The sequence below is a fragment of the Claveliimonas monacensis genome (genome assembly GCF_014982975.1).
In the GTDB taxonomy this organism is placed as follows: Bacteria; Bacillota; Clostridia; order Lachnospirales; family Lachnospiraceae; genus Claveliimonas; species Claveliimonas monacensis.
Map to the genome: position 1 here is coordinate 469,747 of NZ_JADCKL010000002.1, position 15,506 is coordinate 485,252.

Sequence of the window (15,506 nt, forward strand, 5' to 3'; positions counted from 1 at the left end):
AATATAAAACCCGCTGCAGCTTCCATCCTGCATTGGATGAAAACTACAGCGGGTCTGAGTGAATTGTTCTCGTTTATGTAAGCATCTCACTCGCAGTCAATTCTCTCAATCTTAAAAATAACCGGTCTTGTACCGTCATTGCAGCAGGCGATCATTGTGTTTTCTTCCTTCATCCAGCCTCGCATGATGGAACCGCCCTGTAAGCCTGTGTAGATATATCTTGCGACAGCGTCCCATGCTTCTGCGCAGAACGGAACCCCCTTTGTTCCGCAATGCGCAGTACCCGGCGACTGCAGGCAGCCCTCGTCCGGCTGGCCGGATTTTACAAGCGTTCCTTCGCCGCAATATTTTCCAATATGCAACATCTGTTCTCCGGATTTATATCCCAGTTCCGGCAGCAAATACCCATTCACATTTTTATAATTCAGTTCCATAAATCTACCCTCTCTTTCCATTATATTTCCTGTTGAACATCTTTTTTCTTATTCTGATGTGCCCATCCTCTCAGTAGTTTTTCGATCAGATCTGCCTGTTGGGCTGGTGTATAATCTGGTGGGAAATACTTTCCAATCCGTTCAAAGGGAATTTTTATCTGTTCCCTCTGGTTAGGCTTGATTTCCTGCAGAATATCATAAATCATGTCCATATCAAGCTGTTTCTGCTGACTCATCCTCTTTAACCGGTTGGCCTGTGAAATATTCGGAATACACTGTTCCAGTTCCATCACAGCATGAAGCTCATACTGTTCTTCTTCTGTCAGGAATGAAATTTCCACTGCAGAACGGATTGCCAGCAATTCCCGGTCAACCATATCCAAAATCTTCGGTATCAGTTTTGTGAGACGAATATAACGCTTAATCTGGGTCACACTTTCTCCCACCATCCGGGCAAGCTGCTCATTGCTCCGATAACCGCCTGCAGAATCCGTCTTTTTAATATTTACCTTGCCATTTTCAGGGATATCCGCTTCTAATAAAGATATCTCAACCATTTCCTCAATACACTTCGGTTCCAATGGGTACGAAGATAATTCCTTTCTTTTTCCCTGCCGGTTCATTGCCTGTAACCTCATCTTATAAGCAAAGGCTTTTTCGCTCGGCAGAATTTTTTCTCTCTGTAAGTTACTGTCTATCATTGCGATAACTGCCTGATCATCATCCATACTACAGATGATAGCTGGAACTTCTTTGATTCCCGCCCAGAGGGCAGCTTCTTTTCTTCGATGCCCTGCAATGATTTCAAATCCTTCTCCATCCGGATTTTTACGGACCAGCAGCGGCACCAGTATACCTTCCTGCTGAATACTTCTGCGCAACTCAAAGAGTTCCTGATTTCGTTCTACTTTAAACGGATGTTCTTTGAAGTCATGCAATTCCCTTATTTTAATCATTCCAATGTCTGCACCCGGCACGTCAGTCTGTAATGAACACATCGCTTTCTTTTTTACCATTTGAATTTTCCTCCTGTTCCGTACAAAAGAAAAAGGACTCTTACCTTCCAGAAAAGCTCTGAAAACAAGCGTCCTTTTCACTCTTATCTACGATATTCAAATTGAAATGTTACATCAACTTTTATGTGTCTACTCATACCACATGCAGAACTACAGACACCTCTATGCCATCCATAATCTGTTTTTTTCGTCCCTGTTTTCCTGTCGGTGCGAAACTCATATACCTCGCAAAATGCCTAAAACAAAGGATTTCTACGAATTCACCCGATGTAGACAACAGACAGTCTCCACATGCACCGTATGCGGAAACATATCCACAGCCTTCACCCTCTTGATCTCATACCCGCTCTCCCGCAGGTACTTCACGTCCCGGGCCAGCGTGGCAGGATCGCAGCTCACATACACGATCCGCTCCGGCTGCATCTTCACCATGGTCTCCAGCACGGCCTGCTCGCAGCCCTTTCTTGGCGGATCCACCACGATCACATCTGCGCGGATACCTTCTTTTTCATACAGGTCGGGCAGCACTTCCTCCGCCTTTCCCACATGGAATCTGGCGTTTTCGATGCCATTGGCTGCGGCATTATTTTTTGCATCTTCGATAGCCTGGGGAACAATCTCCACCCCGTACACCTGTCCCGCCTCCCTGGCAAGGAAGAGGGAGATCGTTCCGATGCCGCAGTACAGATCCCACACAGTCTCTTTTCCTGTAAGCCCTGCAAATTCCAGAGCGGCGCCGTACAGCTTTTCTGTCTGCACCGGGTTGACCTGGAAAAAAGAGAGAGGCGAAATGTGGAATTTCACAGGGCCGATATAGTCGGTGATGTAACTCTGTCCCCATATGGTCCGGATTTCGTTTCCCATGATCACATTGGTCTTCTCTCTATTGATGCTGCAGGTAATGCTTGTCATGCCCGGTATCTGTGACAGCCGTTTGGCCAGCACGTCGCTGTGAGGAATGCTTTCCCCGTTAATGACAAGACAGACCATCAGCTCCCCTGTGGTAAATCCTTTTCGGATCAGCACATGGCGGACCAGACCAGCGTGCGCCTCCTCGTCGTATGGCGAAATGCTGTATTCTTCCATGAAAGCAAGGATCTTCTCCAGGACCGCCTGGTTATCTTCCGCTCCCAGGGCGCAGTCCATGTCCGGCACCGGGATGATCTGGTGGGTCCTGCCTGCGTAGAAGCCCGCTGTCAGTCTGCCCTCCCGGTCACGGCCAACAGGGTACTGGGCTTTGTTGCGGTAGCGGAAGGGCTCGTCCATGCCGATGATCCCTTCCATAGCGCTCTCCAGGATCTCCCGGGGCACGCCTCCCAGCCGCAGAAGATTATTCTCCACCTTGTCCTTTTTAAAGGCAAGCTGCTGCCTGTAATCCATCTCCTGGATCTGACACCCGCCGCATCTGCGGGCCTCGCGGCACCTTGCATTTTGACGGGCAGGTGAGGGCGTAAGAATATTCATTAATCTTGCATACCCGTAGTTCTTCTTCATCTTCATGATCTTCGCTTCCACCAGATCCCCGATAATCGCATCCTTAATAAAAAGAGCGCATCCATCCACCTTGCCGATACCCTCTCCGCCTGTGCCCATATCCTCTATCTGCACTGTCACCAAATCATTTTTCTGCATAAACATTCCCCTTTGTGTCACTTTTACACACCATTTATATGAATTTGGGACGTAACACTTTTGAACTTTGTTACGTCCCCAAATACATTTTATACAATTTACATCTCTGTCCGCCGCAGGTTTGTCTCGAACAGCCGGTTATACCCCAGCCACTCCCTGTTGCCCTGTTTATCCTTGAAGATCTCTGTCAGTGTCTGCATCTTGGCGTCCGTGCAGTCCGCGAAGTTGAGGGCCATGGCCTCGGCCAGGGCCGGTTTCTTCGGGGAGCCGTACTCCAGCTCGCCGTGGTGGGCGATGACACAGTGTTTCAGCTCGCTGGCCAGCACCTCCGGGAAATCCGGGATCGTGCGGATGGCGTCACTGATCATCTCAACACCGATGACAATGTGTCCCAGAAGCTGGCCGTCATCTGTGTAATCATTGGCCGGGAAGGGAGACAGCTCCCTGATCTTCCCGATGTCGTGGCACATAGCCGCTGTGTAGAGCAGATCCCGGTTCAGGATGGGATAGGCCCCTGCCATGTACTCACAGAACCGCACCACGCTTAAGGTGTGCTCCAGAAGTCCTCCGGCAAAGCCGTGGTGAACGGTCTTGGCTGCTGAGTGGTTTTTAAATTTCTTGATAAATTCCGGATCGTTCTCAAAGTAATATTCTATGATCTTCCGAAGGTAAGGATTTTTCACCTGGCGCCCGTAAGATAAAAGCTCCTGGTACATGGCCTCCGGGTCTTTCTCTGTGGAGGGCATGTAGTCTGCCGGGTTGTACTCGTCCTCATAGGCCTTGCGGATCTGCTTAATATTCAGCTGCAGCGCGTTGTTGTAACTGATGATCTCGCCGTACACCTCGATGAAATCCATCTCATCGTAATCTGCGATGCCGCTGGAATTGGGATCCCAGACCTTGCCGTCCAGAGTACCTGTCTTGTCCTGGAGGATCAGATTGTCGTATGGTTTGCCGTTTCTTGTCTCCGCGGAACGTTTTCCCTTGCACAGGTAAATGTTCCTGATCGTCTCTCCCTCACAGAGAGTGTTGATATATCTCATATAAAATGCCTCTTTCTAATTATTTTTCTATTCTCTGCTGCCCACAGTCACCCGGAAGGTGATGTCCACATAGCCTCCGGTTCCCTGGCGCTGTCCTTTCACGCGGATCTCGTCGCCTGCTTCCTGCTGCATCAGGGCGCTGTTGTAGCCGGACAGGGTGGTCACCTGGGTGCCTGCCACTTCCGTGATCACATCGCCGCTCTGGATCCCTGCCGCCATGGCCGGCGAGTCTGTGCTCACCTCCTGCACATACACCCCTGACGGAATGCCCTGGCCGGCAGTCAGCTCCTCCGTTACCGTCACACCGTGGATGCCGATGTAGGGTACAGCCTGGCCGTTGGACAAAAATTCCAGCGCCTCCTTCAGGTCTGAAATGCCGTAGGCCGCCACAGGCCCGGACTCTCCATCCTCGTAAAAGCGCTCCTGGTCGATCAGGCCGACGATCTGTCCGTCTGTGTTGACAAGGATCCCGGTGCCGCTGCTGCTGCCTCCGATATCCGTGCAAAGAAGGCTGTACTCTCCGTCCGCCCGGCTGACCGCCTCCCGGGCAGATGAGATCACGCCAAAGCCCATGCCTCCATAATACCCGAAGGGACTGCCTATGGCAATGACGAGGTCTCCCTTGGAAATGCCGCCCGAACTGCCCAGCACCGCTGTCTGGATCTGGTTCCAGGCCGTGTCTGACAGAGCGTTTTTGTCAATGGCGTAGACGGCAATGCCAAGGTTGGCATCCCTCTTTTTCACGCTGACGCTGTAGGAATTGCCGTCCGCAAGACGTGCCTGCAGGGAGCCTCCTTCCGGCACATCCAGCTCCTTGGCGGCCACCAGCAGCTCCACGCCATTGTCCTCAAAGATAGCCCCCGCCACACTGTCCTCATCCACAAGTGCCTGCTCCTGCCCCGCAGGCTGCGAAATCTGGACAGATATCTCTACCATGCTCCTGTTCACTGTATTGGCCACGTTCACAAGAGCCCGGTTCAATTCCTCGTAATCATCCACCGTAAGAGCAGGTGAAGTCTCCTTCTGCTGTCCTTCCTCTCCTTCCTGCGTCTCCTCCTCTTCCTCCTCCGGGATGGTGATCTTCTCGGGATTGCTGGAAAACCGGTTCTCCACCCATGGTCTGAGGGCATAAAATCCCAGGCAGGCCGCAAGTCCGAATATCAGACCCAGGCCCGCATATTTCAAGACTGTATTGCGGATCTTCCTGTATCCGCCATTCTCATCCTTGATGGTTTCCTGCATAAAGGAAAATTCTTCTTTCTTTTCTCCTTCGTTTTCCTCTCTGCTCTCTTCAGGATTTTCATGATATTCCATGACCCATCTTCTCCTTGTGCAATCCTTGTTTTAGTATACAATATCCCCCCGCAATGTTCAATAATTATCCTTTTCTTTCCCCTGTAAATGGAGTATAATAACCACATCGCGGATGCCATGTCTGCGACCCATAAAATTATACAGGTGAACGTACATGAATCATAAAACACTGACAAAACTGGAATTCGACAAGATCGTGGACCTTCTCACCGCCCAGGCCACCTGCCCGGGGGGCGTCCGGTCCTGCCGCTCTTTAAAACCATACACAGATATCAACAAGATCGAGACCGCCCAGGAGCAGACCCAGGCCGCCTTTTCACGGATCGTGAAAAAAGGCCGCCTTTCTTTTTCCGGCTGTGATCCGGTCAGCGACTCCCTGAAGCGCCTGGAGATCGGCGGCACCTTAGGGGCCGGAGAGCTCCTTAGGATCTGCAAAGTCTTAAAAGCCGCCGGCCGGGCCAAGGCTTACGGACGCCACGAGACAGTGGACGAGACCGCCGACTGCCTGGATGTCTACTTCGATCAGATCGAGCCCCTCACCAGACTGGCAGCTGAGATCGACCGCTGCATCATCAGCGAGGAGGAGATCAGCGACGAGGCCAGCCCGGGGCTGAAGCACATCCGCCGGCAGATCAACCTGGCGGGAGACAAGATCCACTCCACCCTGACCTCCCTTGTAAACGGCCCCCTGCGCAGTTACCTGCAGGACGCCCTCATCACCATGAGGGGGGACAGGTACTGCATCCCCGTGAAGGCAGAGTACAGAAGCCAGGTGCCGGGCATGATACACGACCAGTCCTCCACCGGCTCCACCCTGTTCATTGAGCCCATGTCCATTGTCAAGCTGAACAATGACCTGAAAGAACTGTACGGGAAAGAGCAGGAGGAGATCCAGGTCATCCTGGCGGACTTGAGCAATGAGACCGCCCAGTATGTGGACGCTATCCGGGCCGACTACAAGGCCATGACAGAGCTGGATTTCATCTTTGCAAGGGGCGCTCTTGCCCTCTCCATGAACGCCAGCCGCCCTCTCTTTAATAATGAAAGGAGAATACGGATCCGCCAGGGGCGCCACCCCCTTCTGGACCAGAAAAAGGTTGTCCCCATCTCCCTGACACTGGGGGAGGACTTTGACCTTCTCATCATCACAGGTCCCAACACCGGCGGAAAGACGGTCTCTTTGAAGACCGTAGGCCTCTTCACCCTGATGGGGCAGGCAGGCCTCCACATCCCCGCCCTGGACCGCTCCGAGCTGGGAGTATTTACAAATGTATTCGCAGATATCGGGGACGAGCAGAGTATTGAGCAGAGTCTCAGCACTTTCTCCTCCCACATGACAAATATTGTATCCTTTTTGAAACATATCACCCCGGACAGCCTGGTTCTCTTCGACGAGCTGGGCGCCGGCACGGACCCCACCGAGGGAGCCGCCCTGGCCATCGCCATCCTGGAGCACCTTCACCGGCAGGGGATCCGCACCATGGCCACCACCCACTACAGCGAACTGAAAGTCTTCGCCCTCTCCACCGAGGGAGTGGAAAATGCCTCCTGCGAGTTTGACGTGGCCACGCTGCGCCCCACCTACCGTCTCCTCATCGGCATTCCCGGCAAGAGCAACGCCTTTGCCATCTCCAGCAGGCTGGGGCTTCCGGACTATATCATCGATGAGGCCAGAAAGCACCTCTCCGATCAGGAGGAGTCCTTTGAGGATCTCCTGACCAACCTGGAGCAGAGCCGCCGCATCATTGACAGGGAAAAAGAGGAGATCAGCGCCTACAGGCGGGAGCTGGAGAAGATGAAGAGCGAGACCGCGGCAAGACAGGCAAAACTGGATGCCCAGCGGGACCGCATCCTGGAGGAGGCAAATGACAAGGCCCGGGCCATCCTGGAAGAGGCCAAGGAAATGGCCGACGAGACCATGAAAAACTTCCGGAAGTTCGGGAAAGAGAACATCTCCGCCTCGGAGATGGAAAAAGAAAGAGAGCGGCTCCGCAAGAAGATCGCCTCCACCGGCTCCGGCAAGAAGCTGGCAGCGCCAAAGCCGAAGAAACAGCATAAGCCCGGCGATTTTAAGCTGGGCGAGTCCGTCCGCGTCCTGAGTCTGAACCTGAACGGCACTGTCACATCCCTCCCCGACGCAAAAGGAAATGTAAACGTACAGATGGGCATCCTCAACTCCCAGGTCAACATCTCTGATCTGGAGATCATCGAAGAACAGCCCGTGTACACAGCTGCCAAGAATCTGCGGCGCACCTCCCAGGGTAAGATGAAGATGGGAAAATCCCTGTCCGTCAGCCCGGAGATCAACCTTCTGGGCAAGACAGTGGACGAGGCCGTGGCAGAGCTGGACAAATATCTGGACGACGCCTACCTGGCCCACATCAGCCCGGTGCGCATCGTCCACGGAAAGGGCACAGGCGCTCTCCGCAACGGCATCCACAAGTACCTGCGCAGGCAGAAGCACGTCAAGGACTTCCACCTGGCTGCCTTCGGCGAGGGCGATGCAGGTGTCACCATTGTGGAATTCAAATAGGCAAGGGGGATATTTATGGTAAACAAACAAAAAATACTGATCGTAGATGACGATGAAAATATTGCAGAGCTGATCTCTCTGTATCTGACAAAAGAGTGCTTTGACACCATGATCGTTCACGACGGAGAGGAGGCGCTGAAAGCTTTTGACCAGTACCATCCCAGCCTCATTCTCCTGGATCTGATGCTGCCCGGCATCGACGGCTACCAGGTGTGCCGGGAGATCCGCAGCCGTTCCCAGACCCCCATCATCATGCTCTCCGCCAAGGGCGAAGTGTTTGACAAGGTGCTGGGGCTGGAACTGGGGGCAGACGATTATATTATGAAGCCTTTTGACTCCAAGGAAATGGTGGCCCGGGTCAGGGCTGTCCTGCGCCGCTACCAGCCCGTCCGCCAGGAGGCGCCGGTGGAAGACAGGGGAAAATGCGTGGAGTACCCGGGCATTGTCATCAACCTGACCAACTATTCTGTGCTCCTGGACGGAAAAAATGTGGACATGCCGCCAAAGGAGCTGGAACTTCTCTACTTTCTTGCCTCCTCCCCCAACCAGGTCTTCACAAGGGAGCAGCTCCTGGACCAGATCTGGGGCTACGAGTACATCGGCGACACACGGACTGTGGACGTACACATCAAACGTCTCCGGGAGAAGATCAAGGATCATCCCTCCTGGTCTCTTGCCACCGTGTGGGGCATCGGTTATAAATTCGAGGTAAAATAATGCTTTTCTCGCGAAAAAAGACAGGAAAAAATAATCTGCCGCTGAACAGCACCCTTTATCTGAAGTTCATCCTTGTCTACATCATCCTGGGGTTCTTAAGCCTGTTCACCGCGGCCACCCTGGCCTCCGGCCTCACATACAGCAATCTGAAGTCCTCGGAGGCGGACCGCCTCTACGCAGAGGCAACCGCCATGTCAAACGACTACCTGCCCGGGTACTTCAGCGAGCTGCTGTCAGGCTCCGAGGTGAAAATGCAGCTGAACGGCCTCTCCTCCTACGCGGATGCCGCCGTCTGGCTGGTGGACAGAGAGGGGAATATCCTGCTCTCCTCCCGTCCGGACAGCTATCCTTCGGCCCCGTCCCAGATCCAGGACTTCGATCCTGCCGAGAGCGGCAGCGCCACCTACCAGGAAGGGGACTATCACGGCTATTTTGAGGAGGATGTACTCACCGTCAGCGCGCCGGTGATCCAGGGCTTTTCCACCAAGGGCTATCTGCTGATCCACAAGGAAGTGTCGGATCTGGCAGACTTCCGGAACACTCTGATGCAGGCCGTCTACGCCACGGTGATCATCATTTATCTGCTCTCCTTCATTGTGCTGCTGGCCTTCCAGTTTCTGGTGTACCGGCCTCTGCGCAGGATCACGGAGGCTGCCACCCAGTACGCCTCCGGCAACCTGGAGTATGAGATCCCGGTGACCACCCAAGACGAGATGGGATACCTCTCCGCCTCCCTGAACTACATGTCCGCCCAGCTGCGGGATATGGAGGACTACCAGAAAAAATTCGTGGCAAATGTATCCCACGACTTCCGCTCTCCCCTCACTTCCATCAAAGGCTATGTGGAGGCTATGGCGGACGGCACCATCCCGCCGGAAATGCAGCAGAAATATCTGAATATCATCCTCTTTGAAACAGAGCGCCTGACAGATCTGACCCAGGATCTGCTGACCCTGAACGAGTTCGACACAAAGGACATTCTCCTGAACAAGGAAGTCTTCGACATACACGAAGTCATCAAGAACACCGCAGCCACCTTTGAAGTCATCTGCACAAAGAGAAAGATCTCCATTGAGCTCCTTCTGGCTGCCAGACATCTGAACGTGTATGCAGACCGGAAAAAGATCCAGCAGGTTCTCTACAATCTGATCGACAATGCCATCAAGTTCAGCGATTCGGACTCCAGCATCACCGTGGAGACCACAGACCGGGGCGACAAGGTCTACATCTCCGTCAAGGACTACGGCATCGGCATCCCCAGGGACTCCCTGAACAAGATCTGGGAGCGCTTTTACAAGACAGACGCCTCCAGGGGGAAGGACAAGAAGGGCACCGGCCTGGGCCTGTCCATTGTCAAGGAGGCCATCCAGGCACATGGGGAAAATATCAATGTCATCAGCACCGAGGGGGTGGGGACCGAGTTCATCTTCTCCCTGCCCAAAAAAGGCAGTTAGCTTTGTATAAATGGTACGAAAAAGGAGGGCCACATTTCCTTGAGGCCGGCTCCGGGGTTCGAGCCTGCATGACAGTCTCTCACCCCTCCCGCCGGAATATCCTCTTCGGAAATGTGGCCCTCCTTTTTCTGTTTGTATGCAAAGCTATTCTTTTCTCCTGCACGCAGGATAGAGGATCTCTAATACAGCATGGCGGCCACTTCCGGGTCCTCCATGTTGTCCGCTGTGATCCATATGTAGCCGGAGTCCACCTCCGCCTCATTTCCAATCTCCAGAATGGCTCTCGAGCAGGCTACCACTGTGGCGTAGCCCATGCCGTAAGGATTCTGGGCGATAAGCCCTTCCACCAGACCGTCCTCCAGCGCCTGGGCCTCTTCCTCTGTAGCGTCAAATCCCACAATGCTCATATCTTCTTTCTCCAGCCGCTGGGTGTTCTCCACAGCCGCCATGACTGCCTCTCCGCTTGTGCCGTAGATGGCTGTGGCATCCGGATTTTTCGCAAAGATATAGTCCATGGCCTCCTCATCGGAGATGTCCTCTGCAGCGACGCGGTTTCCCTCGTCCTCTATGGGCGCTGCCTCCTGCCCTTCCCTGGCGTAGGTTCCCCCGTTGATCTCGTCTGCGATGGTCTGCTTCAGCTCTTCCAGCTCATCCAGATAGTAGGTGTTTCCCACAGTGATCCCAGGATGATCTGCCTGCATCTTCTGGGCAAAGCCGTCCACTCTCTCCTGGGTGGTCAGGGACCTGGAGTCGTGGGCAAAGATCAGGACTTCCCCTGTATCTCCCATGGTCTCAGCCAGGTGGTCTGCCGCCTCCGCTCCGGCTGCGTCATTGTCCGTGCTGATCTTGGCCATCACGTTCTGGTAATTGCTCAGAGAGTCGTATGTCACCACAGAAATACCGTTCTCAGCAGCCAGATCAAACTGCACATCCCCGGACTGGGAGTCTATAATGGAGATGCCCACGGCCTGGGGATACCGGGCCAGCTCCTCGTCCAGAATATTCACCTGCTCATCCACATCGCCCGCCTCAGAGGGGCCGCTGTACACCATCCGCACCCGGTCCTCCCCTTTATATCCCAGGGCCTCATTGATATCAGAGACAGCCTTCTCAGCCCCCTCTTTCACCTTGTCCCAGAAATCGCCTCCGGAAGCTTTTCCAATGACAGATATATAGGTACCCGCCTCCAGATTCAGTCCTTCCACATTCCCGTAGGCCGAAGGGTCCAGAGCCTCCAGGCGTACCTTCTCCTCGTCCACCTTCTCCTCTGTCCTGTTGACGGTCGTCGTCTGTTCCTCCCCGTCACCCGTCTTTGTCTGACCGCACCCTGCCAGCGCTACAGCCGCACTGGCCAGAAGTGCCGAAATTCTCCATAAGCTTCTCATTTTCTCAACACTCCACATCTTTGAAAAATTGACTACAAACACTATACACCAAAATATTGAAAAAATGTTGAAAAATTTCTTAAATTTAGCCCATGCCGGGAACTCGTGTATAATTTTTATCATTTTTGTATACTGTATACAAATAAATACAATCCATCTATTGACTAAATGATACACGTTCTCATATAATAAGGGCACAACGGATTACCACTGTTACTATTTCACTTTAGAGGAGGATCATACATGGAAAAAAATTGGATCGCAGAGAGCTGGGACGGTTTCCGTCCGGGCAGATGGAACCGCACTTCCGTAAATGTGCGCGATTTTATTCAGAATAACTACACACCCTACGAGGGAGATGACTCTTTCCTTACTGGCCCCACAGAGGCCACCAGAAAGCTCTGGGACCAGGTCATGGAACTCTCAAAGAAAGAGCGTGAGGCAGGCGGCGTCCTGGACATGGACACAAAGATCGTCTCCGGCATCACCTCCCACGGCCCCGGCTACCTGAACAAGGATCTGGAGCAGATCGTGGGCTTCCAGACAGACAAACCTTTCAAGCGCTCCCTGCAGCCTTTCGGCGGCATCCGCATGGCCCAGAACGCCTGCCACGAAAATGGCTACGAAGTGGACCCGGAAGTGGTGGAGATCTTCACAAAATACAGGAAGACCCACAACCAGGGTGTGTTTGACGTGTACACTCCCGAGATGCGTCTGGCGAGAAAATCAGCCATCATCACCGGTCTTCCGGACGCCTACGGCAGAGGCCGCATCATCGGCGACTACCGCCGGGTAGCCCTGTATGGAACAGACTGGCTCATTGAGGACAAAAAGCAGCAGCTCGCCACCTCCCTGGTCCGCATGACCGGCGACAACATCCGCCTGCGGGAAGAGCTGGCCGAGCAGATCCGGGCCCTGGGCGAGCTGAAAGAACTGGGAGACATCTACGGATTTGACATCAGCAAGCCGGCAAAGAACGCAAAGGAGGCCATCCAGTGGCTCTACTTCGGCTATCTGGCAGCTGTCAAGGAGCAGAATGGCGCCGCTATGAGTCTTGGCCGTACTTCCACCTTCCTGGACATCTATATCCAGAGAGATCTGGACAGAGGCCTTATCACAGAGGAGCAGGCACAGGAGTATATCGACCACTTCATCATGAAGCTGCGCCTTGTCAAATTCGCCCGCACACCGGAGTATAATTCCCTCTTCTCCGGGGATCCTACCTGGGTAACAGAGTCCATCGGAGGCGTGGGCATCGACGGGCGTCCGCTGGTGACAAGGACTTCTTTCCGCTACCTCCACACCCTGGACAACCTGGGCACCGCACCGGAGCCGAACCTGACTGTCCTGTGGTCCACAAGACTTCCCAGGACCTTCAAGGAGTACTGCGCAAAGATGTCCATCAAGACTTCCTCCATCCAGTACGAGAACGACGATCTGATGCGTGCTACCCACGGCGACGACTACGCCATCGCCTGCTGTGTTTCCTCCATGCGTGTGGGCAAGGAGATGCAGTTCTTCGGCGCCCGCGCCAACCTGGCAAAATGCCTTCTCTACGCCATCAACGGCGGTGTGGACGAGCGCATGAAAGTGCAGGTAGGCCCCAGATACCGCCCGGTGGACACCGAATATCTGGAGTACGACGATGTGATGCAGAAATTTGACGACATGATGGAGTGGCTGGCAGGTCTCTATGTGAACACCCTGAACGTCATCCACTACATGCACGACAAATACTGCTATGAGAAACTGCAGATGGCCCTCCACGACCGGGAGGTAAAACGGTACTTCGCCACCGGCATCGCAGGTCTCTCTGTGGTGGCCGACTCCCTGTCCGCCATCAAGTACGCCAAGGTAAAACCCATCCGGGACGAGGACGGCCTTGTAGTGGACTACGAGGTGGAGGGAGATTTCCCCAAATACGGAAACAACGACGACAGAGTAGATGAGATCGCTGTGGAGATCGTCCGCACATTCATGGACAAGATCCGCAAGCACCACACCTACCGCCACTCCATCCCCACCATGTCCATCCTGACCATCACCTCCAACGTAGTGTACGGCAAGAAGACAGGAAACACACCGGACGGAAGAAAGCAGGGCGAGCCTCTGGCTCCCGGCGCCAACCCCATGCACAGACGTGATACCCACGGCGCTCTCGCCTCCCTGGCATCTGTGGCAAAGATCCCCTTCCGCCACGCCCAGGACGGCATTTCCAACACCTTCTCCATCATTCCGGGGGCTCTTGGAAAAGACGACCGCATCTTCGCCGGCGACCTGGATATAGACAGGCTGGAAGACGAGTGCGCCAACATGGCATGCAACATCCCCAACATTGAGGAGAGCATTGACAGAGAATAACAGACAGTACAATTAAGAAAGGAGAGTAACATTATGGCAGTAAATCAGCAGCAGGTAGACAATCTTGTGGCAATGTTAGACGGTTATGTGGAGCAGGGAGGACACCATCTGAACGTAAATGTGTTCACCCGCGAGACCCTTCTGGACGCCCAGAAGCACCCGGAGAAATATCCCCAGCTCACCGTGCGTGTATCCGGGTACGCGGTCAACTTCAATAAGCTGACAAAGGAACAGCAGGACGATGTCATCTCACGTACCTTCCACGAGGGAATGTAAAGGATATATCCACTCCATCGAGAGCTGCGGCACGGTGGACGGCCCCGGCATACGCTATGTCGTATTTTTCCAGGGCTGTCCCATGAGGTGCCGGTACTGTCACAACCCGGACACCTGGGAGTACGGGAAGGGAACCCTCATGAGCGTCCATGAGGTCCTGGAGGGGTTTTATTCCAATCTCCCCTTCTACCGCAACGGCGGCGTGACAGTGACAGGAGGAGAACCCATGATGCAGATGGACTTTCTCATCGAACTGTTCCGGGATCTGAAACGAAATCATATCCATACCTGCATCGACTCCTCGGGGATCATGTTCAATCCCCACAGCGAGCGGTTTATGACGCAACTTGCAGAACTTTTAGCTCTGACAGACCTGGTACTGCTGGATATCAAGCACATATCCGACGTAAAGCACCAGAGCCTGACCGGCCATTCCAACCGCCAGATCCTGGCATTTGCCCGGCATCTGGACGAGCAGGGCATCCCCGTGTGGATCCGCCATGTGGTGGTCCCCGGCATCACGCTCTATCGGGAGTATCTGGAAGGTCTGGGCACCTTCATGGCCTCCCTGCACAATGTGCAGGCTCTGGACGTGCTCCCCTACCACACACTGGGTAAGGTAAAGTATGAAAAGCTGGGCCTTCCCTATCCCCTGGAGGGAACCCGTGAAGCCACAAAGGAGGAGGCCGCCGCTGCCCGCCAGATCATCCTGGCGGCGTACAAAAAGGCAAAATTGTGCTAAATTTAGAACATCACTAAGTCTTGTATATTTGCAGCTTTTGTATTATTATATGTATAAATAATGACAATAGTCAAAGGAGGAATATATCATGGCACATGTAATTAGTGATGAGTGCGTAAGCTGTGGCGCTTGCGAAGCTGAATGTCCAGTAGGAGCTATCTCCCAGGGAGCAGATCACTATGAGATCGATGCAGACGCTTGTGTAGATTGCGGCGCTTGCGCAGCTCAGTGTCCTACAGGAGCTATCTCTCAGGGCTAATCCCAGACGAGAAGTTTTTCTCAGAGATTTATATGAACATAGCAAAAAGGCGGACTGTCTGCACCTGATGCGGGCGGTCCGTTTTTTCATTTCAGACAGGGAACCGCTTTGCGCAGGATTTTCTTGCAGGGTTTTCTTGTAGGATTTTCGTACACGATGCCGACCCCTTTTGACAATCTTGTCCCGGTGTACATGTTATACTCATCTATGTATGGTAGTGTCAAATAAGTTATGAAAAAGCGAAGCCTAAAAAATAGGCTCCGATTGAACCTTGAAAATCGCAGATATGAAGTTTGATGGCAGCTCACGCCACCCTTGACAGCACACAAAAGCAATGCTC

General features: G+C 53.5%; 11 protein-coding genes and 1 pseudogene. 6 read left to right on the forward strand and 6 right to left on the reverse strand.

Going from position 1 to position 15,506, the window contains the following annotated elements:
- Positions 1 to 86: 86 nt before the first annotated feature.
- The 5 genes from INF30_RS05595 to INF30_RS05615 form a co-directional block, all read right to left on the reverse strand.
- A complete protein-coding gene (locus INF30_RS05595) occupies positions 87 to 365 on the reverse strand; it encodes a TIGR04076 family protein (RefSeq protein ID WP_408639749.1) in 279 nt (92 codons plus the stop codon).
- Between the two features lie 89 nt (positions 366 to 454).
- Positions 455 to 1,450: a ParB/RepB/Spo0J family partition protein gene (locus INF30_RS05600; RefSeq protein WP_226394471.1), complete on the reverse strand. Its 996-nt coding sequence runs from the start codon at positions 1,448 to 1,450 to the stop codon at positions 455 to 457.
- 252 nt (positions 1,451 to 1,702) lie between these two features.
- Positions 1,703 to 3,082, reverse strand: coding sequence for a 23S rRNA (uracil(1939)-C(5))-methyltransferase RlmD (gene rlmD, locus INF30_RS05605; RefSeq protein WP_226394472.1), 1,380 nt, complete (start codon positions 3,080 to 3,082; stop codon positions 1,703 to 1,705).
- Positions 3,083 to 3,180: 98 nt separating this feature from the next.
- Positions 3,181 to 4,125: a 3'-5' exoribonuclease YhaM family protein gene (locus INF30_RS05610; protein ID WP_226394473.1), complete on the reverse strand. Its 945-nt coding sequence runs from the start codon at positions 4,123 to 4,125 to the stop codon at positions 3,181 to 3,183.
- A gap of 27 nt (positions 4,126 to 4,152) precedes the next feature.
- Positions 4,153 to 5,439: a S1C family serine protease gene (locus tag INF30_RS05615; protein ID WP_226394474.1), complete on the reverse strand. Its 1,287-nt coding sequence runs from the start codon at positions 5,437 to 5,439 to the stop codon at positions 4,153 to 4,155.
- A gap of 154 nt (positions 5,440 to 5,593) precedes the next feature.
- On the opposite strand from INF30_RS05615, the gene INF30_RS05620 reads away from it, so the two are divergent.
- The 3 genes from INF30_RS05620 to INF30_RS05630 are packed head-to-tail and all read left to right on the forward strand — an operon-like array spanning position 5,594 to position 10,143.
- Complete coding sequence (locus INF30_RS05620) at positions 5,594 to 7,972, forward strand: endonuclease MutS2 (protein WP_226394475.1); 2,379 nt, start codon at positions 5,594 to 5,596, stop codon at positions 7,970 to 7,972.
- A gap of 15 nt (positions 7,973 to 7,987) precedes the next feature.
- Positions 7,988 to 8,689 carry a response regulator transcription factor gene (locus INF30_RS05625; protein ID WP_076780271.1) on the forward strand — a complete coding sequence of 234 codons (702 nt, stop codon included), beginning with the start codon at positions 7,988 to 7,990 and terminating at the stop codon, positions 8,687 to 8,689.
- A 41-nt stretch (positions 8,690 to 8,730) separates the two neighbouring features.
- The gene (locus INF30_RS05630; RefSeq protein WP_226394500.1) at positions 8,731 to 10,143 is read left to right on the forward strand and encodes a sensor histidine kinase; all 1,413 of its coding nucleotides are present in this window, start codon (positions 8,731 to 8,733) and stop codon (positions 10,141 to 10,143) included.
- Positions 10,144 to 10,322: 179 nt separating this feature from the next.
- Here the strand turns inward: INF30_RS05630 and INF30_RS05635 are convergent, their stop codons facing one another.
- Positions 10,323 to 11,528 (reverse strand): substrate-binding domain-containing protein, encoded by a 1,206-nt coding sequence (locus tag INF30_RS05635; protein WP_226394476.1) that lies wholly within the window; start codon positions 11,526 to 11,528, stop codon positions 10,323 to 10,325.
- A gap of 243 nt (positions 11,529 to 11,771) precedes the next feature.
- On the opposite strand from INF30_RS05635, the pseudogene grcA3 reads away from it, so the two are divergent.
- From grcA3 to INF30_RS05655, 3 genes and pseudogenes are all read left to right on the forward strand, one after another.
- Positions 11,772 to 14,165 (forward strand): annotated as a pseudogene (grcA3, locus tag INF30_RS05640) (autonomous glycyl radical cofactor GrcA3).
- A complete protein-coding gene (gene pflA / locus INF30_RS05650; protein ID WP_226394477.1) occupies positions 14,131 to 14,907 on the forward strand; it encodes a pyruvate formate-lyase-activating protein in 777 nt (258 codons plus the stop codon). Before grcA3 ends, pflA begins: the two are co-directional and overlap by 35 nt.
- A gap of 88 nt (positions 14,908 to 14,995) precedes the next feature.
- Positions 14,996 to 15,166 (forward strand): DUF362 domain-containing protein, encoded by a 171-nt coding sequence (locus INF30_RS05655; RefSeq protein ID WP_022319077.1) that lies wholly within the window; start codon positions 14,996 to 14,998, stop codon positions 15,164 to 15,166.
- The last annotated feature ends 340 nt before the right edge of the window (positions 15,167 to 15,506 follow it).

Excerpts from the sequence above, each read along its gene's own strand:
- rlmD (WP_226394472.1), bottom strand. The coding sequence starts at position 3,082 with ATGCAGAAAAATGATTTGGTGACAGTGCAGATAGAGGATATGGGCACA.
- INF30_RS05595 (WP_408639749.1), bottom strand. The coding sequence starts at position 365 with ATGTTGCATATTGGAAAATATTGCGGCGAAGGAACGCTTGTAAAATCC.
- pflA (WP_226394477.1), top strand. The coding sequence starts at position 14,131 with ATGTCATCTCACGTACCTTCCACGAGGGAATGTAAAGGATATATCCAC.
- INF30_RS05620 (WP_226394475.1), top strand. The coding sequence starts at position 5,594 with ATGAATCATAAAACACTGACAAAACTGGAATTCGACAAGATCGTGGAC.
- INF30_RS05610 (WP_226394473.1), bottom strand. The coding sequence starts at position 4,125 with ATGAGATATATCAACACTCTCTGTGAGGGAGAGACGATCAGGAACATT.
- INF30_RS05625 (WP_076780271.1), top strand. The coding sequence starts at position 7,988 with ATGGTAAACAAACAAAAAATACTGATCGTAGATGACGATGAAAATATT.
- INF30_RS05615 (WP_226394474.1), bottom strand. The coding sequence starts at position 5,439 with ATGGAATATCATGAAAATCCTGAAGAGAGCAGAGAGGAAAACGAAGGA.
- INF30_RS05600 (WP_226394471.1), bottom strand. The coding sequence starts at position 1,450 with ATGGTAAAAAAGAAAGCGATGTGTTCATTACAGACTGACGTGCCGGGT.
- INF30_RS05635 (WP_226394476.1), bottom strand. The coding sequence starts at position 11,528 with ATGAGAAGCTTATGGAGAATTTCGGCACTTCTGGCCAGTGCGGCTGTA.
- INF30_RS05655 (WP_022319077.1), top strand. The coding sequence starts at position 14,996 with ATGGCACATGTAATTAGTGATGAGTGCGTAAGCTGTGGCGCTTGCGAA.